This is a genomic window from Microbacterium sp. NPDC055502 (assembly GCF_053643635.1).
The window spans coordinates 319770-345202 of sequence record NZ_JBSHKJ010000002.1 but is presented as its reverse complement, the minus strand read 5'-3'; the positions used below and the strand labels follow the sequence as shown (position 1 = coordinate 345202).

Annotated in this window: 26 protein-coding genes; 11 read left to right on the top strand and 15 right to left on the bottom strand. The window is 71.2% G+C overall.

What is annotated here, in order from left to right:
- Nucleotides 1-54 precede the first annotated feature (54 nt).
- Complete coding sequence (locus ACWH95_RS12635) at nucleotides 55-594, top strand: NUDIX domain-containing protein (RefSeq protein ID WP_454120757.1); 540 nt, start codon at nucleotides 55-57, stop codon at nucleotides 592-594.
- A gap of 5 nt (nucleotides 595-599) precedes the next feature.
- On the opposite strand, the gene ACWH95_RS12630 is transcribed toward ACWH95_RS12635, so the two are convergent.
- From ACWH95_RS12630 to ACWH95_RS12620, 3 genes are read right to left on the bottom strand one after another with little or no spacing between them, the layout of a single operon-like run.
- The gene (locus ACWH95_RS12630) at nucleotides 600-1361 is read right to left on the bottom strand and encodes an SDR family NAD(P)-dependent oxidoreductase (RefSeq protein WP_136035024.1); all 762 of its coding nucleotides are present in this window, start codon (nucleotides 1359-1361) and stop codon (nucleotides 600-602) included.
- A complete protein-coding gene (locus ACWH95_RS12625) occupies nucleotides 1361-1837 on the bottom strand; it encodes a dihydrofolate reductase (RefSeq protein WP_454120756.1) in 477 nt (158 codons plus the stop codon). Before ACWH95_RS12625 ends, ACWH95_RS12630 begins: the two co-directional genes overlap by 1 nt.
- Nucleotides 1834-2643, bottom strand: a complete 810-nt coding sequence (locus tag ACWH95_RS12620; RefSeq protein ID WP_136036716.1) for a thymidylate synthase — start codon at nucleotides 2641-2643, stop codon at nucleotides 1834-1836. Before ACWH95_RS12620 ends, ACWH95_RS12625 begins: the two co-directional genes overlap by 4 nt.
- Before the next feature lie 115 nt (nucleotides 2644-2758).
- Between ACWH95_RS12620 and ACWH95_RS12615 the strand changes: the two genes are divergently transcribed.
- The 3 genes from ACWH95_RS12615 to ACWH95_RS12605 all read left to right on the top strand — a co-directional run bounded on the left by ACWH95_RS12615 (nucleotide 2759) and on the right by ACWH95_RS12605 (nucleotide 4224).
- The gene (locus tag ACWH95_RS12615) at nucleotides 2759-3169 is read left to right on the top strand and encodes a thioredoxin family protein (RefSeq protein WP_454120755.1); all 411 of its coding nucleotides are present in this window, start codon (nucleotides 2759-2761) and stop codon (nucleotides 3167-3169) included.
- A 17-nt stretch (nucleotides 3170-3186) separates the two neighbouring features.
- Nucleotides 3187-3714, top strand: a complete 528-nt coding sequence (locus ACWH95_RS12610) for a DUF4395 domain-containing protein (protein WP_454120754.1) — start codon at nucleotides 3187-3189, stop codon at nucleotides 3712-3714.
- 84 nt (nucleotides 3715-3798) lie between these two features.
- Nucleotides 3799-4224, top strand: a complete 426-nt coding sequence (locus tag ACWH95_RS12605) for an OsmC family peroxiredoxin (protein ID WP_136035033.1) — start codon at nucleotides 3799-3801, stop codon at nucleotides 4222-4224.
- Nucleotides 4225-4255: 31 nt separating this feature from the next.
- Here ACWH95_RS12605 and ACWH95_RS12600 read toward each other — a convergent pair whose 3' ends face one another.
- From ACWH95_RS12600 to ACWH95_RS12580, 5 genes are all read right to left on the bottom strand, one after another.
- Complete coding sequence (locus ACWH95_RS12600; RefSeq protein ID WP_136035035.1) at nucleotides 4256-4690, bottom strand: hypothetical protein; 435 nt, start codon at nucleotides 4688-4690, stop codon at nucleotides 4256-4258.
- A complete protein-coding gene (gene dapB, locus ACWH95_RS12595) occupies nucleotides 4690-5430 on the bottom strand; it encodes a 4-hydroxy-tetrahydrodipicolinate reductase (protein ID WP_136035037.1) in 741 nt (246 codons plus the stop codon). The genes ACWH95_RS12600 and dapB overlap by 1 nt, the downstream gene beginning before the upstream one ends.
- A 56-nt stretch (nucleotides 5431-5486) precedes the next feature.
- Nucleotides 5487-6089, bottom strand: coding sequence for a histidine phosphatase family protein (locus ACWH95_RS12590; protein ID WP_136035039.1), 603 nt, complete (start codon nucleotides 6087-6089; stop codon nucleotides 5487-5489).
- A 73-nt stretch (nucleotides 6090-6162) separates the two neighbouring features.
- Nucleotides 6163-7191 (bottom strand): aldo/keto reductase, encoded by a 1029-nt coding sequence (locus ACWH95_RS12585; RefSeq protein WP_136035041.1) that lies wholly within the window; start codon nucleotides 7189-7191, stop codon nucleotides 6163-6165.
- A gap of 216 nt (nucleotides 7192-7407) precedes the next feature.
- Entirely contained in the window at nucleotides 7408-9684 is a 2277-nt protein-coding gene (locus tag ACWH95_RS12580; RefSeq protein ID WP_136036712.1) for a polyribonucleotide nucleotidyltransferase, read from the bottom strand.
- Nucleotides 9685-10046: 362 nt separating this feature from the next.
- Here ACWH95_RS12580 and ACWH95_RS12575 point away from each other — a divergent pair, with 362 nt between their 5' ends.
- A complete protein-coding gene (locus tag ACWH95_RS12575; RefSeq protein ID WP_454120753.1) occupies nucleotides 10047-11357 on the top strand; it encodes a UDP-glucose dehydrogenase family protein in 1311 nt (436 codons plus the stop codon).
- 15 nt (nucleotides 11358-11372) lie between these two features.
- Here ACWH95_RS12575 and ACWH95_RS12570 read toward each other — a convergent pair whose 3' ends face one another.
- Complete coding sequence (locus ACWH95_RS12570; RefSeq protein WP_454120752.1) at nucleotides 11373-13313, bottom strand: GDSL-type esterase/lipase family protein; 1941 nt, start codon at nucleotides 13311-13313, stop codon at nucleotides 11373-11375.
- A 140-nt stretch (nucleotides 13314-13453) separates the two neighbouring features.
- Here ACWH95_RS12570 and ACWH95_RS12565 point away from each other — a divergent pair, with 140 nt between their 5' ends.
- Together ACWH95_RS12565 and ACWH95_RS12560 are read left to right on the top strand one after the other, a co-directional pair.
- Nucleotides 13454-14080, top strand: a complete 627-nt coding sequence (locus tag ACWH95_RS12565; RefSeq protein ID WP_206251376.1) for a VTT domain-containing protein — start codon at nucleotides 13454-13456, stop codon at nucleotides 14078-14080.
- On the top strand, nucleotides 14077-14253 hold the full coding sequence (locus tag ACWH95_RS12560) for a DUF5302 domain-containing protein (protein ID WP_168387276.1): 177 nt from the start codon (nucleotides 14077-14079) through the stop codon (nucleotides 14251-14253). Before ACWH95_RS12565 ends, ACWH95_RS12560 begins: the two co-directional genes overlap by 4 nt.
- 56 nt (nucleotides 14254-14309) lie before the next feature.
- Here the strand turns inward: ACWH95_RS12560 and ACWH95_RS12555 are convergent, their stop codons facing one another.
- A complete protein-coding gene (locus ACWH95_RS12555) occupies nucleotides 14310-15746 on the bottom strand; it encodes a cation:dicarboxylate symporter family transporter (RefSeq protein WP_136035048.1) in 1437 nt (478 codons plus the stop codon).
- Between the two features lie 142 nt (nucleotides 15747-15888).
- On the opposite strand from ACWH95_RS12555, the gene ACWH95_RS12550 reads away from it, so the two are divergent.
- Together ACWH95_RS12550 and ACWH95_RS12545 are read left to right on the top strand one after the other, a co-directional pair.
- Nucleotides 15889-17172 (top strand): ATP-binding protein, encoded by a 1284-nt coding sequence (locus ACWH95_RS12550; RefSeq protein WP_454120751.1) that lies wholly within the window; start codon nucleotides 15889-15891, stop codon nucleotides 17170-17172.
- Nucleotides 17169-17861, top strand: a complete 693-nt coding sequence (locus ACWH95_RS12545) for a response regulator (protein ID WP_136035052.1) — start codon at nucleotides 17169-17171, stop codon at nucleotides 17859-17861. The genes ACWH95_RS12550 and ACWH95_RS12545 overlap by 4 nt, the downstream gene beginning before the upstream one ends.
- A gap of 55 nt (nucleotides 17862-17916) precedes the next feature.
- Here the strand turns inward: ACWH95_RS12545 and ACWH95_RS12540 are convergent, their stop codons facing one another.
- On the bottom strand, nucleotides 17917-18561 hold the full coding sequence (locus tag ACWH95_RS12540) for an FMN reductase (RefSeq protein WP_454120750.1): 645 nt from the start codon (nucleotides 18559-18561) through the stop codon (nucleotides 17917-17919).
- 1 nt (nucleotide 18562) lies between these two features.
- Nucleotides 18563-19789, bottom strand: a complete 1227-nt coding sequence (locus ACWH95_RS12535) for an LLM class flavin-dependent oxidoreductase (protein ID WP_454120749.1) — start codon at nucleotides 19787-19789, stop codon at nucleotides 18563-18565.
- A 114-nt stretch (nucleotides 19790-19903) separates the two neighbouring features.
- Between ACWH95_RS12535 and ACWH95_RS12530 the strand changes: the two genes are divergently transcribed.
- Nucleotides 19904-21034 (top strand): acyltransferase family protein, encoded by a 1131-nt coding sequence (locus tag ACWH95_RS12530; protein WP_454120748.1) that lies wholly within the window; start codon nucleotides 19904-19906, stop codon nucleotides 21032-21034.
- The gene (locus tag ACWH95_RS12525) at nucleotides 21031-21924 is read left to right on the top strand and encodes a serine hydrolase domain-containing protein (protein WP_454120747.1); all 894 of its coding nucleotides are present in this window, start codon (nucleotides 21031-21033) and stop codon (nucleotides 21922-21924) included. Before ACWH95_RS12530 ends, ACWH95_RS12525 begins: the two co-directional genes overlap by 4 nt.
- Nucleotides 21925-21930: 6 nt before the next feature.
- Here ACWH95_RS12525 and efeB read toward each other — a convergent pair whose 3' ends face one another.
- From efeB to efeU, 3 genes are read right to left on the bottom strand one after another with little or no spacing between them, the layout of a single operon-like run.
- The gene (gene efeB / locus ACWH95_RS12520) at nucleotides 21931-23238 is read right to left on the bottom strand and encodes an iron uptake transporter deferrochelatase/peroxidase subunit (protein WP_454120746.1); all 1308 of its coding nucleotides are present in this window, start codon (nucleotides 23236-23238) and stop codon (nucleotides 21931-21933) included.
- A 22-nt stretch (nucleotides 23239-23260) separates the two neighbouring features.
- Entirely contained in the window at nucleotides 23261-24493 is a 1233-nt protein-coding gene (efeO, locus tag ACWH95_RS12515) for an iron uptake system protein EfeO (protein ID WP_136037255.1), read from the bottom strand.
- Complete coding sequence (efeU, locus tag ACWH95_RS12510) at nucleotides 24490-25431, bottom strand: iron uptake transporter permease EfeU (RefSeq protein WP_136035066.1); 942 nt, start codon at nucleotides 25429-25431, stop codon at nucleotides 24490-24492. The genes efeO and efeU overlap by 4 nt, the downstream gene beginning before the upstream one ends.
- Nucleotides 25432-25433 lie beyond the last annotated feature (2 nt).

Sequence of the window (25433 nt, the reverse complement as noted above, 5' to 3'; positions counted from 1 at the left end):
CAGCGTATCGGGTCACGTGGCGCGGCCGCGGACCGCGCCGCCTAGGCTCACGCCATGGGATGGATCACGCACGCGTCGCGCCTCGCCTACGAGAACCCCTGGATCCGCGTACGCGAGGACCAGGTCACCGGTCCGAGCGGCCGAGGGATCTACGGCGTCGTCGAGATGCAGCACCCCGCCGTGTTCGTGGTCGCGGTCGACGCCGACGACCGCGTCTGCCTCGTCACTCTTGACCGGTACACCGTGGGGCCGTCGCTCGAGATCCCTGCGGGGGGCACCGACGGCGAAGAACCGCTCGTGGCCGCCCGCCGCGAGTTCCTCGAGGAGACCGGTCACACGGCCGACGACTGGACCGAGCTCGGCACCATGAACGCCCTCAACGGGATCGCCGTCGCGACGGAGCACGTGTTCCTGGCACGCGCGATCCGTCGTGTGGACGAAGCGACCGGCACCCGGGCCGAGGAGGGCATCGAGTCGGTCTCGTGGGTGCCGTTCGCCGACGCCCTCGCGATGACCACGGATGGACGGATCACCGATGGAGAGACCATCGCCGCCCTCGCCCTGGCCGGCATCCGGCTCGGACGCTTCCGCTGAGACCCTCAGACGCGCCCGCGCCGCGCCACGGCGGAGGTCAGCGACTGCGGGAGCACGCGGGCGACCGCGACAACGACCTTGTAGCGGAGCGATGGGATCGACACGGGCTTCCCACGGGCGGCATCGCGAAGACCGGTGCGCACCACCGACGGGGCGTCGAGCCACAGGAGACCCGGAACCCCCTCCTGCCCCACCGCGAGGCCCATGCGCTCGTGGAAGGACGTGTGCGTGAAGCCGGGGCAGAGCGCCGTGACCGTCACGCCGTCGCGCGCGTACTCCGCGTTCGCCCAGCGGCTGAAGCCGATCAGCCACGCCTTGCATGCCGAGTACGTCGACCGGGAGATGAACCCGGCGACCGACGCGACGTTGATGATGCGTCCTCCGCGGCCGCGCATGCTCTGGAGTGCGGCGTGCATGAGGCGCATCGATGCCTCCACGTGGACACGCAGGTGCCGCACCTCGTCGTCGATGTCGTTGTCCGCGAACTGCAACGGCAGTCCGAAGCCGGCGTTGTTCACGAGCAGATCGACGGGATCGGACGTGTCCCGCAGGCGCTCGGCGACGCGCGAGACGCCCTCCTCCTCCGACAGGTCGGCGACGAGCACCTCGACCGCGACGCCATACTCGCTGCGCAGCTCCGCCGCGAGGGCCTCGAGCGCGTCGGCCGAGCGGGCGACCAGGATGAGGTCTCCCCGACGTCGGGCGAGCTGACGCGCGAACTCCGCGCCGAGGCCGGCGCTCGCTCCCGTGATGAGTGCGGTGGGCATCAGCGCTCGTATCCCAGGAAGCGATACCGCACGCCCGTGCGCGAGGTCTGCCACTCCCCCTCGTCCACGAGCCGCCACCCCGTCGTCGGAGGCGCGAACGCGTCGCCGTCGACGTCGAGGTCGATCTCGGTCACCTCGAGCCTGTCGGCGTCGCCGATCACCTGGCGGAAGATCTCCGCCCCTCCGATGATCCACACCCTGTCGCGGCCGCGCACGGCCTCGGCCACGGTCGCGGCACGGAAGGCCCCGTCCGCCGCCCAGTCCTGCTGGCGCGTGACGACGAGGTTGTCGCGCCCGGGGAGCGGCCGGAACCGCTCGGGCAGCGAATCCCAGGTCTTGCGCCCCATGATCACGGGCGCTCCGTGCGTGATCTCCTTGAAGTGCGCGAGATCTTCGGGAACGTGCCACGGCATGCCGCCCTCGGCGCCGATCACCCCGCCGTGGGCCTGCGCCCAGATCAGCCCGACCCAGGTCATACCGCCACCGCCGCCCTGATCGGCGCGTGGTGCTGATAGTCCTCCACCACGAAGTCCTCGTAGCGGTAGTCGAAGATCGATTCCGGGGTGCGGGCGAAGCGCAGCGTCGGATACGGGAAGGGCTCCCTCGTCAGCTGCTCGCGCACCTGGTCGACGTGGTTGTCGTACACGTGGCAGTCGCCGCCCGTCCAGACGAAGTCGCCCGGTTCCAGCCCGACCTGCTGCGCGATCATCATCGTCAGCAGGGCATAGGACGCGATGTTGAAGGGCACGCCGAGGAACATGTCGGCGCTGCGCTGGTACAGCTGGCAGGAGAGCTTGCCGTCGGCCACGTAGAACTGGAACAGGGCGTGACACGGCGCGAGAGCCATGTCCGGGATGGCGGCGGGGTTCCACGCCGACACGATCAGGCGTCGCGAGTCCGGGGTGCGACGGATCTGCTCGATCACCTCGGACAGCTGGTCGATGCTGCCCCCGTCCGGGGTGGGCCACGAACGCCATTGCACGCCGTACACGGGTCCGAGGTCACCCTCCGCGTCCGCCCACTCGTCCCAGATCGTCACGCCGTTCTCCTGCAGCCAGCCGACGTTGGAGTCGCCGCGGAGGAACCAGAGCAGCTCGTAGGCGATCGACTTGAAGTGCACGCGCTTGGTCGTGATCAGCGGGAAGCCCTGGGAGAGGTCGAACCGGATCTGACGGCCGAAGACGCTGGTGGTCCCGGTTCCGGTGCGATCGCTCTTGTGCGTCCCCGTCTCGAGGACGTCGCGGAGCAGGTCTTCGTACGGGGTCGGGACGGGGGCGCTCATGGGAGTCAGGATACCCGGCCCGCTCGCCCCGAGGGCGGATCTGCGCTGTGCCGCCGGGGCGTCATCCGCGGAAACATGCGCGCCCCCATGACTCGCGCGCGCTTAGTCTCGACGCATGTCGCCCGTGCTCGCCCTCGCCGTCGTGACGGTGCTGCTCGGCGCCGCGGTCGTCGCGGGCGCCGTGCTGCGCCACCGCGAGGGCGCTCAGCGCCGCGCCGGAGTCGTCCGGTTCGATCCGTCCGACGCGGGGACTCCACTCGGGCAACGCGCGACACTCGTGCAGTTCAGCACCGAGCTGTGCGCGAAGTGCCCGCAGGTCCGTCGACTCCTGGGCAGCTACGCCGCGGAACAGGACGGACTGCGCCACGTCGAGATCGACCTCACCACGCGTCCCGACCTCGCCAGCCGCTACCGCGTGCTGCAGACCCCGACCACCCTCGTGGTGGACGGCAGCGGCGAGGTCGTCGCCCGTTTCCACGGCGTGCCGCAGCGGCACGCCCTCACTGACGCCGTCGCTGCGGCGTGACCACACCCGGAGGTCCCATGTCCGCTCCCGCCGGCATCGACCCGCGAGGACCACGGTTCGCCGCGACGATCACCAGCGTCCTGCTGCTCATCGCCACGTTCCTGGCGCTGACCGGCGTCTCCACCCACCGGATCGAGCCCGCGGGCGACTGGGCGATCGTCGCCGCCTCACCCCTCGAGCGACTGACCGACCCCGGCTTCCTGGTCGCGCTCGTGATCGCGCTGCTCTTCCTCTGGAGCGTCGTGTCACCGCCGACCACTCCATGGGGTGCGCTGTTCCGCAGGGTCGTCCGCCCGCGCCTCGCGCCACCCTCCGAGCTGGAGGACCCGCGACCTCCACGGTTCGCGCAGGGGGTCGGGCTGGTCGTGGTCGGTGCCGGCCTCGTCCTGCACCTCACGGGAGTCCCCTGGGCGCTGCCGGTCGCCACCGCGGCGGCCTTCGTCGCCGCGTTCCTGAACGCCGCGTTCTCGTTCTGCCTGGGCTGCCAGCTCTACCTGGTCCTCCAGCGCACCGGCCTGCTCGGACGGAACACGAGGCCCGCCTGACCCGGTTCCCCGGCGACCGGCGGCTCGATAGGCTGGCCCGGAGTGCCGCTGCTCACCCCGCAGCGCGAGAACCGGAGGACCCCCATGCCCGTCACCAGTGAAGCCGCCGCCACGTGGACCGGATCGCTCACCGAGGGATCGGGGACGGTCGCGTTCTCGTCGTCGCACCTCGGCACCTTCCCGCTCGACTGGAAGGCCCGCAGCGAAGGCAGCGACACCACCACCACTCCGGAGGAGCTGATCGCCGCAGCCCACGCCTCGTGCTTCAGCATGGCGCTGTCGCACGCACTCGCCGAGAACGGCACACCCCCGGAGCGCGTCAACACCAGTGCCTCCGTCACGTTCAAGCCCGGTGTCGGCATCACCGGCAGCCATCTCAACGTGAACGCCGTGGTGCCCGGCCTGACCCCGGCCGCGTTCCAGGAGATCGCCGAGGGCGCCAAGACCGGCTGCCCGGTGTCGCAGGCGCTGGCCGGGATCGACATCACCCTCGAGGCCACTCTCGCCTGATCGTCCAGGCGGCGGGCATCCGACGACGGGTTCAGGCGCGGAAGAGCCTGATCGCCTCGCGGATGCTCGCCCTCGCGTCCTTGCGTCGACCGGCGGCGTCCTGCACCACGCCGAGACGGTAGCGGGCGCGCCAGTCGCTCGGAGCGGCCGCCGCGGCCTCGGTGTAGCGGGCGATCAGAGGATCCGCGTCCGCCCGGGCCAGGCGGCCGCTGGGCGTGAGCTCGGTCTCCACGGGCGGCATGCCCCCCTCGGCATCGAGGATCCGACCGAGCCGGTCGGCCCCGAACCCGAACAGCATCTCCCTGACCAACGCCCAGGCTCCGAGCGGGGCGAGCACGAGGAGAGTGATGCCCATGCCGATCGACACCGGGGTGCCGACGGAGATGAACATCACCGCCAGCCACACCGCCACCGCCAGGTAGACCAGGAGCGCCGCCGCCATCAGGCCGACGCCGATCCGCGACATCACGAGCGCAGACCGAGGTCGATCATGTTCTCCAGCCCGACGACCACTCCGGTCGCCGACGCGGCATACGGCACGGCGAGCCGGATGCCCGGGGCGTACGCGAGGGCCGAGTCGGTGGTGTCGTGCGTCAAGGTGAGCGACTCGCCAGGGCCCGACAGGATCACCTCCTGCTTCGCGATCACGCCGGGACGGCGGAGGGAATGAATCGGGACGCTTGCGACCTGCTGGCCGCGGGCCCGCTGATCCGCGTGCGGCGCACTGACCGGACCCTGCTCTGCCCGCGCCGCGGCGATCAGCTCGGCCGTGCGGACCGCCGTGCCGCTGGGCGAATCGATCTTCGTCTCGCGGTGCGCCTCGATGATCTCCGCCGATCCGAAGAACGGTGCCGCAGCGGCGGCCAGCGCCGAGCCGAGCACGGATCCCAGCGAGAAGTTCGGGATGAAGACCGCACCCGTCCCCGCCGCGTCGACCAGCGGACGCACCAGAGCGATGCGCTCGGCCGACCAGCCCGACGTCGCCACCAGCACGTTGCTGCCCTGCTCCACCGCGGTGCGCACCACGTCGACGCTGATCTGCGGCGTGGAGGCATCCACCACGAGGTCGGCCCCCTGCAACTCCGACAGATCGCTCGATGAACCGAGGACCCGGGTCACCGCGAAGCCGTCGAGCTCCGCGATCACCGAGCCGATGATCGTCCCGAGCTTTCCGGTTCCGCCGACGAGGGCTACCTTCGTGGTCATGCGTCCAGCCTATGGCCGGGCGAGCGACCGCAGCCGCGGCGCGCTGAGGCGCGGCGTCACACGAGGAGCGCGTCGGGGATCCCGGTGCGCAACTCCACGGGCAGGTGTCCGGTGTCGTTGTGAGTGAGCAGCGTCCACGGACGCCCCTGCTTCTGCGCGATCACGGTGAGACCGCAGTGCGACTGGTTCAACGTCATCCAGCGCCACTCCGGCGCCGCCAGCACCTCGCGCACGAACCACGAGATCACGAAGTTGTGCGTGATGAGCACCTCGTGCACCTCGCCGGTCTTGCGGACCAGGAACTCGTTGACCGCATCGGACATCTGCGCGCGGCCGGCCTCGATCTCCGCCTCCGTGACGGAGCCGAAGAACGGCTCGAACACCGAGGGCGTCTCCTCCGTCATGCCCGTGGGCACGCAGTCGAACAGGAGCGCCGTCGGCTCGGGATCGACCGACGGAAGACGTCCGGCGATCGCCCTCGCCGTCTCGTTCGCCCGCAGGAGCGGCGAGTGCCAGACCGCATCGAGCGGAAGCCCGGACAGGCGGTCGGCGATCAGCTCCGCCTGCCGCTGGCCCCGCGGCGACAGGGGTCCGTCGGCGAGGCCGTGCTCGGCATCCTGATGTTCACCGTGTCTGACCAGATATATGTAGTGCGTCACAACTCGCTCGCTCGCTTCATCGCCAGCTCCCGCCGGACCTCTCCTCCACCCTATGTCACGGGTGGGCCGACGTTCAGTTGCCCGCGCGGGAGAGCTCGGCCACCTGACTCCGTGACAGTGCCACACCCGCACCCTGCATGAGCTCGTCCACCTGCTCGGCCGCGAACGTGTTCACGATCGGCGCGGTCACCGTGCGCTGCGCCAGGAGCCAGGCGATCGAGACCGCGGCCACGGGCACCCCGAGCTCCTCGGCCACCTGGTCGAGTGCACGGAGGATCTTGATGCCGCGCCGGTTGAGGTGGCCGCGCAGCTGTTCCCCGCGCACGCCGCGCGAGGTGAGCGCCTTGTTGCGGTGACGCCCCGACAAGAAGCCGTGCTCGAGAGCGTGCGAGGGCGTGACCGCGAGGTTCTGCGCTCCGGCCACCAGCCGCAGGTCGCCCTCGAACGGCTGACGCCGCACGAGGTTGTACGGCGCGTCGATGACCGTGATGCGGGGGTATCCGGCCGAGGCCAGGATGCGCGCTTCCACGAGTCGCTCCGGGCTCAGTCCGTAGGCACCGACGGCGCCGATCTTGCCGGCCTCCATCAGCCACTCGACCGTCGCGAGCGTGTCTTCCAGGTTGGTCGTCGCATCGAGCGTCGCGTCGAGGTACAGCACATCGATGCGCTCCACGCCCAACCGCGTCAGCGATCCCTCGACGGCGCGGACGAGGTTGACCGAGCCGAGTCCGGGGTTGTCGGCGTGAGCGCCGATGCGGACGCTCAACACGACCCGGTCCCGCTGGTCTCGCGACCGCAGCCACTGTCCGAGGATGTGCTCGCTGCGACCACCGGAGAAGCCGTCGGCCGTGTGGATGGCGTTCCCGCCGATCTCGGCGTAGCGGTCCAGGATGCCGTGGCTGGTCTCCAGGTCGACGTTCCACCCGAACTCGGCGGCGCCGAGCATGAGCGGGAAGGTCTCGAAGCCGGTCTCCCCGAGCGGGAGCCGGATGGCCTCGCCGACGCCGGGGCCGACGATGGGGATGGGGGCGGACGGGTGGTCCTCGTGTTCCTGCGCGGCGCGATCAGCCGCTGTTCCTGCGCCTACGCTGAACAACCGCATACTCTCACCCCCGCATCGATCGGTGCGTGCCGACCTGCCTCGCTGCCTGACTAGCACCCCCCGGTGCGTACTTCGAGGGTATGCGACCGCAGCCGACGTCCCGACCAATCCGGGGAACGGCGCGGAAACTTCCGATAACGTTTTGATCACATCGCCGACGACGAAGCCCGGCCCCCTCCTCGCGGAGAGAGCCGGGCTCCAGACGAACGGGCGGAGTTACTCCGCCGCGGCCTCGTCCGACGGCGCCTGCTCAGCGGCCGGGGCGTCGTCGAGCACGGGCTCCAGCGAGAGCTTGCCGCGGTCGTCGATCTTCGTGATCTTGACGAGGATCTTCTGACCGACCGAGAGGACGTCTTCGACGTTCTCCACGCGCTTGCCACCGGCGAGCTTGCGCACCTCGGTGACGTGCAGCAGGCCGTCCTTGCCGGGCAGCAGCGAGATGAAGGCGCCGAACGTGGCGATCTTCACGACGGTGCCGAGGAACTGCTCGCCGACCTCCGGGTTGGTGGGGTTGGCGATCGCGTTCACCTGGGCACGGGCGGCCTCGGCCGAGGGGCCGTCGGTCGCGCCGATGTAGACGGTGCCGTCCTCCTCGATGGAGATCTGCGCACCGGTCTCATCCTGGATCGCGTTGATCGTCTTACCCTTCGGGCCGATCAGCTCACCGATCTTGTCGACCGGGATCTGCACGCTGATGACGCGCGGCGCGGTGGGCGCCATCTCGTCGGGAGCGTCGATCGCGGCGTTCAGGACGTTGAGGATCGTCAGACGGGCGTCCTTGGCCTGGGTCAGCGCGCCGGCGAGCACCGACGACGGGATGCCGTCGAGCTTCGTGTCGAGCTGGATGGCGGTGACGAACTCGCTCGTACCGGCGACCTTGAAGTCCATGTCGCCGAGCGCGTCCTCCGCCCCCAGGATGTCGGTCAGCGCGGCGTAACGGGTCTCCCCGTTCACCTCGTCGGAGACCAGGCCCATCGCGATGCCGGCGACGGGAGCGCGCAGCGGCACACCCGCGTTCAGCAGCGAGAGGGTCGAGGCGCACACGGAGCCCATCGAGGTCGAGCCGTTGGAGCTCAGCGCCTCGGACACCTGACGGATCGCGTACGGGAACTCCTCGCGGCTCGGCAGCACCGGCACGAGGGCGCGCTCGGCGAGGAAGCCGTGCCCGATCTCGCGACGCTTCGGCGAACCCACGCGGCCGGTCTCACCGGTCGAGTAGGGCGGGAAGTTGTAGTGGTGCATGTAGCGCTTGCTGGTCGTGGGCGACAGCGAGTCGATCTGCTGCTCCATCTTGAGCATGTTCAGCGTGGTGACACCCATGATCTGGGTCTCGCCGCGCTGGAAGATCGCGGAGCCGTGCACGCGCGGGATGACCTGCACCTCGGCGTCGAGCGGGCGGATGTCCGCCAGCCCGCGGCCGTCGATGCGGGTGCCCTCGGTGAGGATGCGCCCGCGGACGATCTTCTTCGTGACCGACTTGTACGCGGCGGAGAACTCCAGCGGGGCCGCGGCCGGGAGCGAGCCCGCCTCGGTGGCCTCGATGAGCTCGGCCTTGACGCGCTCCTTGATGGCGTCGTCGGCGTTCTGGCGCTCGGTCTTGTCGGCGATCTGGTAGACGTCGCTCAGCTCGGCGAACGCGCGCTCGGACACGAAGTCGTAGACCTCATCGCTGTAGGCCGGGAAGACCGGGTAGACGCCCGGCTCCTTCGACGCCGTGGCGGCGAGCTCGGCCTGTGCCTTCACGAGCTGGGCGATGAACGGCTTCGAGGCCTCGAGGCCCTGGGCCACGACGCTCTCGTCGGGCTTGGTGGCGCCCGCCTTGATCAGGTTCCAGCTGCCCTCGGTCGCCTCGGCCTCGACCATCATGATCGCGACGTCTTCGGAGCCGTCGGCCTTGGTGACCACGCGACCGGCAACGATCAGGTCGAACACGGCCTCCGACACCTGCTCGGCCGTCGGGAACGCGACCCACTGGTCGGCGTGCTCGCCGTGGCCGGGGATGAACGCGAGGCGCACACCGGCGACGGGGCCGGAGAACGGCAGGCCCGAGATCTGGGTCGACGCGGACGCGGCGTTGATCGCCAGCGCGTCGTAGAACTCGCCCGGCGCGATCGAGAGGACCGTGATGACGATCTGGACCTCGTTGCGCAGGCCGTCGACGAACGACGGACGCAGCGGACGGTCGATCAGACGGCAGACCAGGATCGCCTCCGTGGAGGGACGACCCTCACGACGGAAGAACGAGCCGGGGATCTTGCCGGCGGCGTAGGACCGCTCCTCGACGTCGACCGTCAGCGGGAAGAAGTCGAAGCCCTCGCGCGGGTGCTTGCCCGCGCTGGTGGCCGAGAGGAGCATGGTCTCGCCGTCGAGGTAGGCGGCGACAGCGCCCTGAGCCTGCTGCGCGAGGCGGCCGGTCTCGAAGCGGATGGTGCGGGTGCCGAAGCGGCCGTTGTCGAGAACGGCCTCGGTGGCGGTGATTTCAGGACCTTCCAAGAGGTCTCTCCTTCTTTGTTTAGCCTCGCGGGCCCGTGTGACGCGCGAGGTGTTCATGAAGGAGCGGATGCGGTGGGGTTCGGGCGCGCGGGGATTCCCCGAGTCTCGCCTGCGCTGGCCACCAGTAGAAAGCCACCCGACGACCACGCCGAGGAACCCACCACAGGGGACCAGCTTCTCCGCCGATCGCTCCATGAGTCGATGTGAAGTTGTACAGTCGACCGCAGTCAACCGGATCCACCCTACCAGCGACGTCCTCGGATCCCGCGTGCTCTCGCCGTCGAAAGTGTCGACACCCGCCGGTCATGGTGTGTTCACCCTCCCGTCGACCGTGCGTCCAGGGCGTCGGCTCTGCTGGGGCCATGCGCATGTCAGTGATCGGATGCGGGTACCTCGGGGCCGTGCACGCCGCGGCCATGGCATCCCTCGGACACGAGGTGATCGGCGTCGACGTCGACGAGGGCCGCGTGGCTGCGCTCTCCCGCGGGCAGGCCCCGTTCTTCGAGCCGCAGTTGGACGACCTCCTCGCGTCGGGTCGGGCGACAGGGCGCCTCCGCTTCGGCACCCGCATCGAGGACGCGGCAGGCGCGACCGTGCACTTCCTCGCCGTCGGCACGCCGCAGCAGCCGCACGGCCCGGCCGCCGACCTGCGCTTCGTGGACGCCGCCGTCGACGCGCTGCTCCCCCATTTGCGCCCCGGCGACGTGGTGGCGGGCAAGTCCACGGTTCCCGTCGGCACCGCCGCGCGTCTCGCCGGACTCGTGCACGACCGCGGAGCGACGCTGGCGTGGAACCCCGAGTTCCTCCGGGAGGGCTGGGCCGTGCACGACACCCTGACCCCCGATCGGATCGTGGTGGGGGCGGACAGCGGGGCAGCCGGCGAGCGCGCCGTCGCGGTCCTGCGCGACGTGTACCGTGCCGCGATCGAGGCGGGAACCCCCTTCCTCGCGACCGACCTCGCCACCGCCGAGCTGGTGAAGGGCGCGGCCAACGCCTTCCTCGCCACCAAGATCTCGTTCATCAATGCCATGGCCGAGATCGCCGAGGCCGCGGACGCCGACATCGCCCTGCTCGCGGAGGCGCTCGGCCACGACACGCGCATCGGGCCGCGCTACCTCGGCTCCGGCATCGGATTCGGCGGCGGCTGCCTGCCCAAGGACATCCGGGCGTTCGCGGCGCGCGCGGAGGAGCTCGGTCGGCGCGAGGCCGTGGGCTTCCTGCACGAGGTGGACGCGATCAACCTCCGCCGCAGAGACCGCGCGGTGCAGCTCGTGGTCGACGCCCTCGCCGGACGGGTGTTCGGCCGCCGGATCGCGGTGCTCGGTGCCGCGTTCAAACCCTTCAGCGACGACGTGCGCGACTCCCCTGCGCTCGATGTCGCCGTGCGCCTGCGCGGCCTCGGCGCCGACGTCGTGGTCACCGACCCCGCGGCGATCGACAACGCCAGGGCCCTGCACCCGCAGCTGGGATACACGAGCGACCGGGACGAGGCCCTCCGCGGGGCCGACGCCGTGGTGGTCGTGACGGAGTGGGACGAGTACCGGCGGGCGCTCTCCCCCGCACATGCGGGGTCGCTCGTGCGCGGACGAGTCGTGGTCGACGGCCGCAACTGCCTCGACGCCGCGGCGTGGTGTGCGGCCGGTTGGACGTACCGCGGCATGGGTCGTCGCTGAGCGCCACCCCCGCGCTCAGCCCACCGGCGCGCCGCGCTCGACGGACGAGCGACCGAGGTAGACGTAGTCGTCGTGCTTGGCGCGGCGGCCGTCACCCGCGGCCCTCCCGTGCAGGCGACGCCACACCCACGGCAGCGCGTACCGCCGCCACCACGCACCGGCTCCGATCGACTCGTGCTCGTGCAGCACGGCGTCGAGCGCGCCGAGGGCCTCGGCGTGGGGCACCCCGAGCACCTCGCCGACGCGATAGGCGAGGAACCGGTGCCCGCGACTGCTGAGGTGCACGAGATCCTCCCCCCAGTGCGGTCGCTCCGCGAGCGCGGGATGCAGGTCGGTGTCGATCAGGATGGCGCCGGTCCGCGCGGCCACCCCGGCGAGCGCGGTCGCGAAAGCTGCGAAGCGTCGCGCGTACAGGGCTGCCGCGCGTCGTCCGGGGAGGAAGGGCGTCACCAGCACGACCTCGGCGCCGCCGGCGCGCAGTCGCACGATCGCGCCCTCGACCTGTGCCGCGAGCGTCGGCACGGGGGCACGGTACTTCACCAGGTCGTTCGCGCCCACGAGGATCGAGACCAGGTCGGGTCGGAGCTCCAGCGCGCGCTCGAGCTGCTCCCCGCACACGTCCTGCACGCGCTTCGACCGGATGGCGAGGTTGGCGTAGTGCAACCCGCCCCGCGCTGCGAGCAGCAGCGCCAGTCGGTCGGCCCAGCCCCGCAGCGCCCCATCCGCGCCCGGGTCGCACAGGCCCTCCGTCAGCGAGTCGCCCAGCGCGACGTATCTGCGCCAGCGCGCCGGCGGCACGGGTGGCGTGGGCTCGGGCCTCACGAGCCGACGGGCTCGCGCCGCCGCGTCCGTCCTGTGCAGCTCCTCGGCCTCCGCGAAGTGCCCGAGGAGCTGATCCCCGACGGCCGCCCAGCTGCGCGCCTGGACGCTCTCGTGACCGGCGCGGCCGAACGCGCGCCGCGTGTGCGCATCGGCCGCGAGCTCGCCCACGCGCCGGCGCAGCTCCCGCAGGTCACCGGGAGGGTAGAGCCAGCCGTCGACTCCGCTGCGTACGAGGTCGAGCGGTCCCCCGCGCCCCGTCGCGACCACGGGGACGCCGCTCGCGTGCGCCTCCTGCAGAGTCTGCCCGAAGGTCTCGCTCTCCCCCGGGTGCACGAACACGTCGAACGACGCCAGGGCCGCGGCGAGCGCGTCGCCGTCGAGGTGGCCCAGGAACAGGGCGTCAGGGAGCAGGTGCTGCAGGCGCCCACGGCTCGGGCCGTCGCCGACCACGACGAGACGCGTACCGGGGATCCCGGCGAGCACGGCCAGGTCTTCCACCTGCTTCTCCGGGGCCAGACGCCCGACATAGCCGATCACGGTCTGCTCACCCCACCGTGCACGCAGAGCGGGGTCGCGGCGCGTCGGATGGAACCGCTCCGCGTCCACGCCTCTCCCCCAGCGGCGGAGGCGGTCGACGCCGAGCTGAGCGAGCTGTCGGGCGGACTCGGCAGACGGAGCCAGCGTCAGGGTGGCCCGCCGGTGGAGCCGGGTGACGTGTGCCTGCGCGATCCCCGCTGTCGCGGCCACGCGGTAGCGCTCGGCGTAGGACACGACATCGGTCTGGTACGCGGCCACCGCGGCGACTCCCTGCCGCTCCGCCGCGAGCACGCCCCGCCACCCGAGGGCGAACGGCGACGCCAGGTGCACCACGTCCGGTCGGAAGTCGGCCCAGCTCGCGATGATCCGCGCGGGAGCGGACGCGCCCACCCGCACGTCGCGGTAGCCGGGAAGGGGCATGCTCGGCACCGCCGTGATCCGCGCGCCGTGGAGCTCGCGCGGCATGCCCTCCGCCGCCGGCGCGATGACCTGCGCCTCGTGTCCACGGCGCTCGAGATGGCGGAGGATCTGCATCACGGATCCGGTCACGCCGTTCATGTGCGGAAGGAAGGACTCGGTGACGATCGCGACTCTCACACCCACAGGATGGCCGCGGCTCGAGCGGCCACCGCCCGGAAACGGCCCGGTGCACCAGATGTTCACCGGATGCTGGACCGGGGGTCACCGGCCAGCTTCCCGTCGGTTGCCGTTCACCCGCGCCGTGCACGCTGGGCGTCGTGCCGACCGATCTGTTCGCCGACGCGCTCGCGAGCCCGTGGAGCCTCGTGGTCATGAGCCTGCTCGTACTGGGTGACGCGTTCGTCGTCGTGATCCCCGGCGAGATCGCGGTGACGGCACTCGGCGCACTGGCCGTCACGACGGGCAGTCCTCCGCTCTGGGCCGTGGTTCTGTGCGCCGCCGCGGCCGCCGCCGTCGGTGACGCCTGCTGCTACCTGATCGGACGGCTCGTCGGGACCCGGCGATGGCGGTGGATGCGCGCGCCGCGCGTGCGGCAGGCGCTGGACGGCGCGAGACGGCGCCTCGACCGCGGCGCGGCCACGGTGCTGTTCACGGCGCGCTTCGTGCCCTTCGCGCGGCTCGCGGTGAACCTCGTCGCCGGAGCCTCGCATGTGCGACCCCTGCGCTACTTCCCCCTGGTGGTCGTCGCGGCGACCGGGTGGGCGGTGTACCAGGCCGCGGTCGGCGCCCTGATCGCCGCGGTGCTCCCCGGCGGGCCGCTGGTCGCGGTGCCGGTGTCGATCGTCGTGGCCGTGGCGCTCGGACTCGCTGTGGACCGGGTCGCCGCGCGACGCCGCGGCCGACTCCCCGCGCGCGACGACGGTGCCCTAGGCTCGGGGGCATGAGCACCGAAGAAGGCGCCTCCTCCTCGGAGGACATGAAGCGCAAGTTCAAGGAAGCGCTCGAGAAGAAGAACGCGCACCACCGGCAGGGCGAGGCCCACCTCGACGGCGACTCCGCCGTCCACGCCGCCAACGCCCCGCAGACGCGACGCGAGTTCCGACGCAAGAGCGGTTGACCGCGGTGATGCGGGAGCCGGTGATCACCGGCTCCCGCATCCCTGTCCCGCCCGTGTCATCCGCCGAGGGCCCGGTTGCGCGCGCGCTCCTCCTTCGCGGACATCTCGGTGACGGCGGCCTCGTGCAGTCCCTGGACGTCGGTGGCCTGCGGGTGCGGCGCCGCGTGGGCGTCCACCCCGTCGAGTCGTGATTCGTCGAACGGCAGCTCGCCGCTCAGGACCCGGCGTACGCGGTCGCGGTCGATCTGCCTGGTCCAGGTGCCGATCAGCAGCGTGGCGACCGCGTTGCCGGTGAAGTTCGTCAGCGCCCGCCCCTCGGACATGAACCGGTCGATGCCGACGATGACGCCGACGCCGTCGACGAGGTCGGGCCGGTACGCCTGCAGCCCGCCGGCCAGCGTCGCCAGGCCCGCTCCCGTGACGCCCGCCGCCCCCTTGCTCGCGATGATCATGAACACCAGCAGGCCGATCTGCTCCCCGATCGACATGGGCTGGCCCATCCCGGTCGCGATGAACAGCGACGCCATCGTGAGATAGATCGCGGTGCCGTCGAGGTTGAACGAGTAGCCGGTGGGCACGGTGATGCCGACGACGGGCTTGGAGACCCCGATGTGCTCCATCTTCGCGATCAGGCGCGGCAGCGCGGACTCCGACGACGACGTGCCGACGATCAGCAGGTACTCCCTGGCCAGGTACTTCATGAGCGACAGGATGTTGACCCTGGTGACCGCCCACAGGAGCGTCCCCAGCACCACGAGGATGAAGACGATGCAGGTGATGTAGAACGCCACCATCAGGATCCCGAGGCTCCAGATCGCGGCCACCCCCGTCTTGCCCACGACGGCCGCGATCGCCCCGAAGGCGCCGATGGGGGCCAGCCACAGGATCATGCCGAGGATCCGGAACACGAGCTTCTGCAGCTGCTTGACCGCCTCCATGATCGGGGCTCCGCGCTCACCCAGCCCCTGCAGCGCGAACCCGGTGAGCAGGGCGATGAAGAGGACCTGCAGCACGCTCTCGCCCGTGAAGGCGGAGAAGAACGTCGCGGGGATGATCCCGAGCAGGAACTCCTGCGTCGTCGTGGCCTCCGTGGTCTCCGTCTGATAGCTGGCGTTCGCCATGTCGAGCCCGGAGCCGGGGTGGATGATGTTCCCCACGATCAGGCCGATCGCGAGCGCGAAGGTCGACATGACCATGAAGTAGAGCAGCGCGAGACCGCCGATCTTCCCGACCGTCGCCGCCTTCGCGATCGAACCGACACCGACCACGATCGTGCAGAAGATGATCGGCGCGATCATCATCTTGATCAGCGCGACGAATCCCGTGCCCAGCGGCTCGAACCCGCGTCCGACCTCCGGCCAGACCAGCCCGACGACCGCGCCGAGCACCACCGCGATGATCACCGAGACGTACAGCCAGGTGTGGCGGTCCCAGGCCTGCTTGCCTCGCCGCCAGTGGAACCGGGGAAGGGAGAATCCCGTCGTGAGCGCCATGCGTCCTCCTCGTGTCGACGTCGTCGTCCGAGCCGGTGGCCTCTGTGCCCCCGACCCCTTCCACGGTCTCCGCGCTCGCACGACGACGCCATTTGTGGTCGTATTGGTCCCTGCCGGACCCGTCGACGATCGGAGGAACGGGATGGCGCACGCCTCCCCAGGCCGCAGCGCCGCGTCGCGGGTATTCGCGGCGCTCGTGGTGACCGCCGTGGTCGTCGGCGCGCTCGTCGCGCTGTTCCTCGTGGTGGAGGCGCAGCGCGCCGTCCGCTCCGAGGCCGAACGGCTCACCGCCGCCACAGCCGCCGCCCTCGCCTCCGCACCGGACGTGGTCGCACTGCTCACCCGCGGCGATACGGCGAGCGCGAGCGCGTCGCTCGAACCGTACGCGCTGGAGGTCATCGACAGGGCGGGGTTGGACTTCGTCACGATCATGACGCCGGAGGGTCTGCGCCTCACCCATCCCGATCCGACTCAGATCGGCGCGCCGTACCTCGGGACGGTCCCGTCGACTCCGCGCGTGCTCACCGAGGAGTTCCGCGGCACGCTCGGTCCGTCCGTGCGGACGATCGTCCCTGTTGTCGATGATGACGGCACCCTGGTGGGCTGGGTCGCCACGGGGGTGACGACCGAGACCATCTCCGAGACCCTGGTGCGGCGGTTGCCGCTGTCGCTCGCCATCACGGCGGGACTGGTGCTGCTCGGGGTGGGCGGTGCCCTGCTCGCCCGTCGGGTGACGCGGCGGTTCGCGGGCGACCTGCCGCCCGGGGAGCTGCGCGACGCGGTCTCCTCCTATGAGTCGGTCCGCACCCTCGGCGAAGCGCTGCGGGCGCAGACGCACGAGCACGGCAACCGCATGCACGCGGCGGTGGCGCTGCTCGAACTCGACCGCCGCGACGAGGCGATCGAGATCCTCACGCAGACGTCCCGGCAGAGCCAGTCCCTCGTGGACCAGGTCACGGCGCGGCAGCACGGCGACCCCGCGGTGGGCGCACTGATGCTGGGCAAGGCCGCGCAGGCGCGCGAGCGCGGCATCGACTGGCGGATGGACATCGCCCCGGACACCCCGCGCACCCCGCTGGCGCCCGTCGACGCGGTGGCTGTGCTCGGGAATCTGGTCGACAACGCGATGGATGCCGCGGCGGAATCCGCAGACCGCTGGGTGCGGGTGTCGCTGCGGCGCGGCGATCATGGCGGCATCGTGCTGGAGGTGGCGGACAGCGGCCCGGGGATCCCGGTCGATCAGCGGGAGCGGATCTTCGCCCAGGGGTACACGACGAAGCCCGCGGGGCCGCACGGGCGCGGCATCGGGCTGGCCCTCGTCCGCTCCGTCGTGAGGGAGGCCGGCGGGGACGTGACCGTGGCGGGCCCGCCGACGGCGTTCCGGGTGACCCTGCCGTCGGCATCGTCACGCGGGAGCAGGTCGTGATCCGCGTCCTCCTGGTCGACGACGACCCGCTGACCCTCGAGCTGCATCGCACCTACCTCGCGCGGCTGGACGGCTTCGCGGTGGCCGGTGAGTGCACGGGAGCGCGCGCGGCTCTCACGGCCGTGCGGGAACGACCCGGCGCTGGCGCGTTCGATCTGATGCTGCTCGACGTGACGATGCCGGACGGATCCGGACTGGAGGTGCTGCGCGCGCTCCGCGCGAGCGGTGCGGCGCTGGACGTGATCGCGATCACCGGCGTGCGCGACGCGGAGACGGTGCGGCAGATGGCGGCACTCGGCGTCTTCCACTACCTCGTGAAGCCGTTCGCGTTTGCGGTGTTCCGGGAGCGGCTGGAGCAGTACCGGGCGTATCGTGCCCAGGCGCACGGGACGACGGGCCCGGCGACGCAGGCGGAGATCGACGCGCTGCTGAGTCGGTCGACCGGAGCCATCGTCCTGCCGAAGGGCCTGTCGGCGACCTCGCTGGAGCGCGTGACGGCGGAGCTGCGCGCCCGCGGACCGCTCTCCGCGCGCGAGGCCGCCGAGCGCCTCGGACTGTCACGCGTGGCCGTGCGCCGCTACCTCGAGCACCTGGTCGTCGACGGCGTGGCGGTGCGCGGTGCCCGCTACGGGACGCGCGGTCGACCCGAGACCGAGTACACCTGGCGGCGGGGACCGGCTGGGCGGTGACGCGCGCCCCGTCCCCGTGTCTCCACGGGGACGGGGCGCGGACGTCGGCGCGGGGTCACTCGCCGGCGAGACCGCCGAGCATGTGTCCGAACGATCGACCCTCACCGAGATAGGTCGCCGGGTCGTACGGGTCGACGACCGTGGCGGCTTCGCGGCGGGCGACCGCCTCGGCCAGCTCCCTGGCACCCTTCTCGACGCGCTTGGCGAGCGGGGCCACGTCGTCGCCCGCGCCGCCCCAGTCGCTGGACGCCGCGAACACGCCGGTCGACACGGCCTCCGCATGCAGGTAGGCGAATAGCGGGCGGATCGCGTAGTCGATTGCGAGCGAGTGCCGCGGGGTGCCCGCGTTGGCGCCGATCAGCACGGGCTTCCCGGTCAGCGCGTCCGGGTCGAGCACGTCGATGAACGACTTGAACAGGCCGGAGTAGCTGGTCGAGAAGATGGGCGTCACGGCGATCAGCGCGTCCGCCGAGACGACCGTGTTGATCGCGGTCTCCAGGGCGGGCGGCGCGAAGCCCGTCAGCAGGTTGTTGGTGATGTCGTGCGCGTAGTCACGCAGCTCGATCACGTCGACCGCGGCCTGGATGTCGCGCTCGGCGAGCGCCTTGACGGTCTCGGCGGCGAGCCGGTCGGCCAGCATCCGCGTGGACGAGGGGTTCGACAGGCCGGCCGAGACGACGGCGATGCGACGCGTGGTCATGTCAGGCCTCCTTCCGGCCGAGTCCGAACGCGGCACCCGCGGGTGCCGGGGTGTCCTGGTAGGGCGAGTCGCCCGTGAGGTTGTCGCCCCGGTTGGCGCCGGGTCGCGCCTGACGCGTGGGGCCGTCGCCGAACTCGGCCTTCACGCGCGCCGCGTGCGTCGGGGCGTCGGGCACGCCGGCCGGACGGTCCTTCGCGAGCTCCTTGCGCAGCACCGGCACGACCTCGGAGCCGAGGATGTCGAGCTGCTCGAGCACCGTCTTCAGCGGAAGGCCGGCGTGGTCGATCAGGAAGAGCTGGCGCTGGTAGTCACCGAAGTGCTCACGCATGCCCGCGTACCGGTCGATGACCTGCTGCGGCGAACCGACCGTCAGCGGCGTCATCTCGGTGAAGTCCTCCATGCTCGGGCCGTGGCCGTACACGGGGGCGTTGTCGAAGTAGGGCCGGAACTGGTTCACGGCGTCCTGCGACTTCGCGGCCATGAACACCTGCCCGCCGAGCCCGACGATGGCCTGCTCGCGCGTGCCGTGGCCGTAGTGCTCGAAGCGCTGGCGGTACAGCTCGATCAGGCGCTGGTAGTGCTCCTTCGGCCAGAAGATGTTGTTCGCGAAGAACCCGTCGCCGTAGTAGGCGGCCTGCTCCGCGATCTCCGGGGTGCGGATCGATCCGTGCCAGACGAACGGCGGGATGCCGTCGAGCGGGCGCGGGGTCGACGTGAAGCCCTGCAGCGGGGTGCGGAACTTGCCCTCCCAGTCAACGACGTCCTCGCGCCACAGCTTGTGCAGCAGGGCGTAGTTCTCGATCGCGAGCGGGAGGCCCTGACGGATGTCCTGTCCGAACCACGGGTACACCGGGCCGGTGTTGCCGCGCCCGAGCATCAGGTCCATGCGGCCGTCGGACACGTGCTGCAGCATCGCGTACTCCTCGGCGATGCGCACGGGGTCGTTCGTGGTGATGAGCGTGGTCGACGTCGAGACAATCAGCCGCTCGGTCTGCGCGGCCAGCGCCGCCAGGAACGTGGTGAGGCTGGAGGACCAGAACGGCGGGTTGTGGTGCTCGCCGATCGCGAAGACGTCGAGGCCCACCTCCTCGGCGTGGGTGGCGATGGCCAGCGTGGCCTTGATGCGCTCCTGCTCGCTGGGGGTGACGCCCGTGGTGGGGTCGCGGGTGATGTCGCTGACCGACATGATGCCGAACTGCATCGCCTGCGCGCCTGACTGCTCGCTCATGATTGCTCCGTGTTCTCCGAACCCGATGATCGTGCCACCCGGTTCTATTCATTTGAATGTAATCGTGTCAACGCGTGCACGGCAACTTTATTCCCGCGCCTGTAGCCTCGGAGGATGAGCACCACCGGGGCCGACATCACGGGGCCCGCCACCGGGTCCGTCCCGCGGAAGCGCCGGCGCGTGCCCTTCTGGGACAACGCTCGCTACGCGTGCATCGTCCTCGTCGTGCTCGGCCATGCGATCCAGCGGCTCATCTACGACTCCGACATCGCGTTCGCGTTCTACCTCGCGCTGTACGCGTTCCACATGCCGGCGTTCGCGATCATCTCCGGCTACTTCTCCAAGTCGGGCTCGCCCACCAAGACGCAGATGGCCAGGGTGATCACCGACATCGTCCTGCCCTACGTGATCTTCGAGACGCTGTGGACCCTCACCAAGTGGCTCGTCGAAGGTCAGGCCACCCCGAACTTCACCAAACCGAGCTGGACACTGTGGTTCCTCCTGGCGCTGGCGATCTTCCGCCTCGTCCTCCCCTACCTCGCGCTGCTGCGCTGGCCGCTGCTGTGGACCGTCGTGATCTCGATCGGCGCCGGCTACCTCTCCAACGTCGACAGCACCTTCTCGCTCTCCCGCACGCTGGGCCTCCTCCCCTTCTTCACGCTCGGCTGGTGGCTGCGCGAGCACGACGTCGTCAACCGGCTGCGCCTGCTGGACTTCCGCCCCTGGTGGATCCGCGCGGCGGCGATCGGCGTCTTCGCGGCGACCGGGTGGGCCGCCTGGAACTGGCTTCCGCTGTGGCAGGCCGCCGACCTGCGCGAATGGCTGTTCTACGAGGCCTCCTACTCCGACCTGGTCGGCACGCAGTGGTGGGCCGGCGCGATCCGGGTCGCCCTCATGCTGCTCGCCGTCGTCCTGTGCGCGGCGTTCTTCGCGCTGATCCCCCGCGGCTCGTACTGGTGGACGACCTTCGGCCAGTACACGATGTACGTCTACCTGCTGCACTCGTTCGTGCTCTATCCCTTCAGGGAGAGCGGTGTGCTGCGCGACCTCGAGCCGACCTGGTTCTGGCTGCCGCTCGTGACCGCGCTCTCGGTGGTCCTCGCGCTGCTGCTGGCCACCAAGCCCGTGCGACGGCTGTTCCGCCCGCTCGTGGAGCCGCGCCCGCGCTGGCTGTTCTCCGATCCCGAGCTCGCCGCGCGCGAGGGTCGCAGGAACGACCCGACCGGCTCGCGTCGTCCCCGATGAGCGGCGCCCCCGGAGCCGACGCCCTCTCCGTGAAGGACAGCCTGGTCGCGATCATCGAGGACACGGGCTTCCGCGCACACGGCCTCCACGTGCGCGCGGGCGACGGGACCGCCGAGCACCGCTGGGCGCCGGACGTGCGAGAGGACATCCAGTCGGTCGCGAAGGGCGTGTGCGTGCTCGCCGTGGCTCTCGCCGCCGACGACGGCGCGGTCTCGCTCGACGAGCCCGTGGCGCACCTCCTCCCCGATCACGAGCTCGGGCCGGGCGTCGACCGGGTAACGCTGCGCCACCTCCTGTCGATGTCGAGCGGGATCGACCTGCCCTGGTCGCCCACGCTTCTGACCGACTGGCCCGACCTCGCCGCGGAGTTCCTGCGGCGACCCTCCCGCGGGCGCGTCTTCCAGTACTCCAATGCCAGCACCTACACCGCCATGACGGCCCTCGCCGCGCGCGTCGGCGACGTGGGCCACTACCTCGACGACCGCCTGCTCGAGCCGCTCGGCATCCACGGCGCGCGGTGGACCCGCTGCCCCCACGGCCGCATCGAGGCGGGCGGCGGTCTCGCGCTGCGCACCGAGGAGATGGCGCGCATCGGGCGGCTGATCCGCGACCGCGGCGCGTGGGAGGGGCGGCGGCTCGTGTCGCCGGAGCACATCGACGCCATGCACCGCGACGGCGTCGTCGCCGGCGTGAACCCGGGCTACGACCGCTACGCCCTCGCCGGGTGGGGCGGACCGGGACGGGCCTGGCGGCTGCACGGCGCCTACGGGCAGCTGATGATCTTCCTCGATGACGCTGTGGTGACGATCAGCGCCGACGACCACGCGGGAGCCGACGCGCTGGCCTCGTCCGTCGTCGAGGTGCTGGAGGCCGCGCGGCTCGGGTCCTAGGGCCAGTCAGGCGAAGAGCTCGGCGCCCACGTAGGAGCCGGGCTTCGCGCCGGCCGGCACCGCCCAGATCCCCGACCCGACGTGGCGGATGTACTCGTTCATGCGGTCGGTCGCCAGCCGGCGCTGCAGCGTGATGAACTGCGCGGGGTCGCGCTGATACGACAGGAAGAAGAGCCCGGCGTCGAGCCGTCCGAGCGTGTTGTTGCCGTCCACGTAGTTGTAGCCGCGGCGGAGGATGCGCACGCCGTCGTTCTGCGTCGGGTGCGCGAGCCGCACGTGGCTGTGGGCGTCGATCGCGCCGCCGTGGAAGTCGGGCTCGGTGAACTCGTCGCCGCCGGAGAGCGGGGCGCCCTCGCCCTTGTCGCGGCCGATGATGGTGGCCTGCTCCGAGAGTCGCACCCGGTCCCACGTCTCGATCAGCATCGCGATGCGCCGGGCGACCAGGTACGAGCCGCCCGCGAGCCAGCCCGGATCGTCCGCGGCGGAGACCCACACGTGCTCGTCGAGCGCGGCGGTGTCGTCGGCGAGGATGTTTGCGGTGCCGTCCTTGAAGCCGAACAGGTTGCGCGGCGTGGCCTGCGCCGCCGTGGTGCGGGACGTCTTGCCGAACCCGAGCTGCGACCACCGCAGTCGCGCACGCCCGAACGCGATCCGGCTGAGGTTCCTGATCGCATGCACCGCCACCTGCGGGTCGTCGGCGCACGCCTGCACACAGAGGTCGCCGTGGGACATCTCGGGGTCGAGGTCGTCGCCGAGGAAGGCGGGCAGCCGCTCCAGCCCTGCGGGACGCTGCGCCGCGATGCCGTAGCGGTCGCCGGCTTCGTTCTCGAACAGGCTCGGACCGAACCCGATCGTGATGGTCAGCCCGGCGGACGGCAGACCGAGCGCTTCACCCGTGTCGTCGGGCGGGGCTTCCGGGCTGCCGCCGACGGCACCGCTCGCGCTGACCTCGAGTCCCTGCGTGAGGCGCGAGGCCGCGTAGCTCCAGTCCTGGAGCAGCGAGATCAGGTCGTCGCGGTCGGTGCGCGGCATCATGTCGAAGCTCGCGAAGTGCAGGTGGTCCTGCACGGGCGTGGTGATGCCGGCCTGGTGCACGCCGAAGAAGTCGTAGCTGTTCTGCGCGTCTTCGGCGGCGCGGGCGCGTCCGAGCTCGACGCCGCCGGTCAGTCCCGCCCCCAGGCCGACCGCGAGACCTGCGACCCCGCCGCCCACCGCGAGACCGAGCAGTCCGCGCCTGCTCAGCCCCGCGGGAGCGTCGACGCGTGCGGCCTCCGCCCGGTCCTCCGGTTCGCGGATCGGTTCGCTCTCGGTCATGTCCGGCGCCTCTGCGGTCCCGTCAGTCGAGCACCGTCGCGGTCAGCTGCGACAGCGGCTCGGCCAGGGCGTTGATCAGGTCGGTCAGCTCGCGCTTGTCGTCCGCCGTGAGGGTGGCGTACCCGACGAACCCGTCCGCGAGGGAGCCGTGCGTGGCGAGCGACGACTCGAGCGCGGCGTACCCCGACTCGATCTCGTCGACCAGCGCGGCGCCGTCGTCGCCCTGCGCCGTGGCGAAGTCCTGCACCAGGGAGAACGCCATCTTGGAGCCTTCGACGTTCGCCGCGAAGTCGAACAGGTCGGTGCCGGACCACCAGTCCTCCTCGCCGGAGATCTTGCCAGTCGCGACCTCGTCGAGCAGCGCGATCGCGCCATTGGAGACACCGGCGATGCCCTGGTCTTCCAGGGTCGTTGTGAAGTCGTCGGAGTGCACGTAGTCGTACAGCTCCTGCACGTCGGCGAGCAGCAGGTCGCCGTAGTCGGCACGTTCCTCGGGCGTGGACGGGGCCCAGCCCTGCCACGCGGGCGTCTCCCCGTCGGCGTTGAGAGCGTCCTGCGCCGGCACCCACAGGTCCTTCTCGATGCGGTGGAAGCCGGTCCAGTCGAGCCCGTCGGCCACGGCGTCGACCTCGCGGAAGTCGATGCGCGGATCGAGGTCGCCCAGCGCCTCGGCCACGGGCTCGATGCGCTCGTAGAAGGCGCGGCTCTGCGGGAACAGCGTGCGGGCGGTCGCGTCGTCGCCGGACTGGTAGGCGGCCACGAGCTCTTCCACCGCCGGCACGAGCTGACCGACCTGATCCTTCACGAACGCCGCGTACAGGTCGACCGCCGTCGTCTTCTGCTCGGCGTCCGGCCCGTCGACGGCCACCGGGTCGCCCGTGACGGTGAAGGCGGCCTTGCCCACGCCGTCGCCCACCATGCCCGGCTTGCACAGCGTGAAGTAGTCACCGGGCTGCACCACGACCGTGAGCGTGCGCGACGCCGCCGGCGCGATGTTCTCGACCTCGCCGACGATGCGCAGGCCGTCGTCCGCGAGCAGGTAGAACTCCGACACCTGGTCGGTGTCATTCGAGACGTCGAACGTGAGGGTGCCGCTCTCCGCGGTGGCGGCCGAGACCGCGCAGTCGGAGTCGGTGGACGACACGTCGAAGGCGGCCGTAGCCGCGGTGTCCTCCTTCGCGACGCAGCCGCTCAGGACGAGGACGGCTGCGCCGGTCACGGCCAGCACCCCCAGGGACCGGGACGAGATGGTCATGCTGCTCCTTGCTGTGAGAGAGGGGTCGCCTCGGTGCGAGGGCGCGGCGTCGGTGCCGCGGAGCGACGCCGCGGGCGGAGGCCACGCACGTAGAACGTGCCGACGATGGCGAGGTAGAGGACCCAGGCGGTCACCTGGAGCCAGGTCATGGCCGGCATGAAGCCGATGGTGGCCTGCAGCACGGCGGCGAGAGGGCCGCCGGGGGCGATCGCAGACGACACGTCGAAGGCCCAGCCGAACGGGAAGCCGGCCGCCCCCACGGCGACCGCGCCGGTGGCCGCGTCGATCGGCGCGGCGGCCGTGAACGGACCGGGCAGCGCCCCCGCCTCCTGCAGATCCATGACGGCGTACGCGAGCACGCCGGCGGCGACGATCACGAGGAACCCGCCGGTCCAGGCGAAGAACCGGCGCAGGTCGAGGCGCAGCGCGCCCCGCGAGATCAGCCAGCCGAGGGCCACCGCGGCGAGCAGACCGAGCAGCGCGCCCAGCAGCGCGGAGGGCGCGTCGCCGAACGACTGCACCATCGACCACAGCAGCAGGGTGGTCTCGATACCCTCCCTGGCGACGGAGACGAAGCCGATCGCGACGAGCGCCCAGAGTCCGCCCGCGGTGAGCGCGCGGTCGACGCCGCCCTCGAGGGTCGCCTTCATCGTGCGTCCGGCCCGCTGCATCCAGAAGATCATCCAGGTGACCATCGCGACCGCGAGCAGGGACAGCCCGCCGCCGATCAGCTCCTGGGCGGTGAACGTGAGCTCGTACGCGCCGAAGGTGAGGACCGCACCGATGGCCAGAGCGAGCCCGACCGCGAGACCGACGCCCGCCCAGAGCTTCGGGAGCGCATCACGCCGGTCGAGACGCCGCAGGTAGGCGACGAGGATGCCGACGACGAGCGCGGCTTCGAGCCCCTCGCGGAGGCCGATGAGGAAGGTGGCGAGCACGG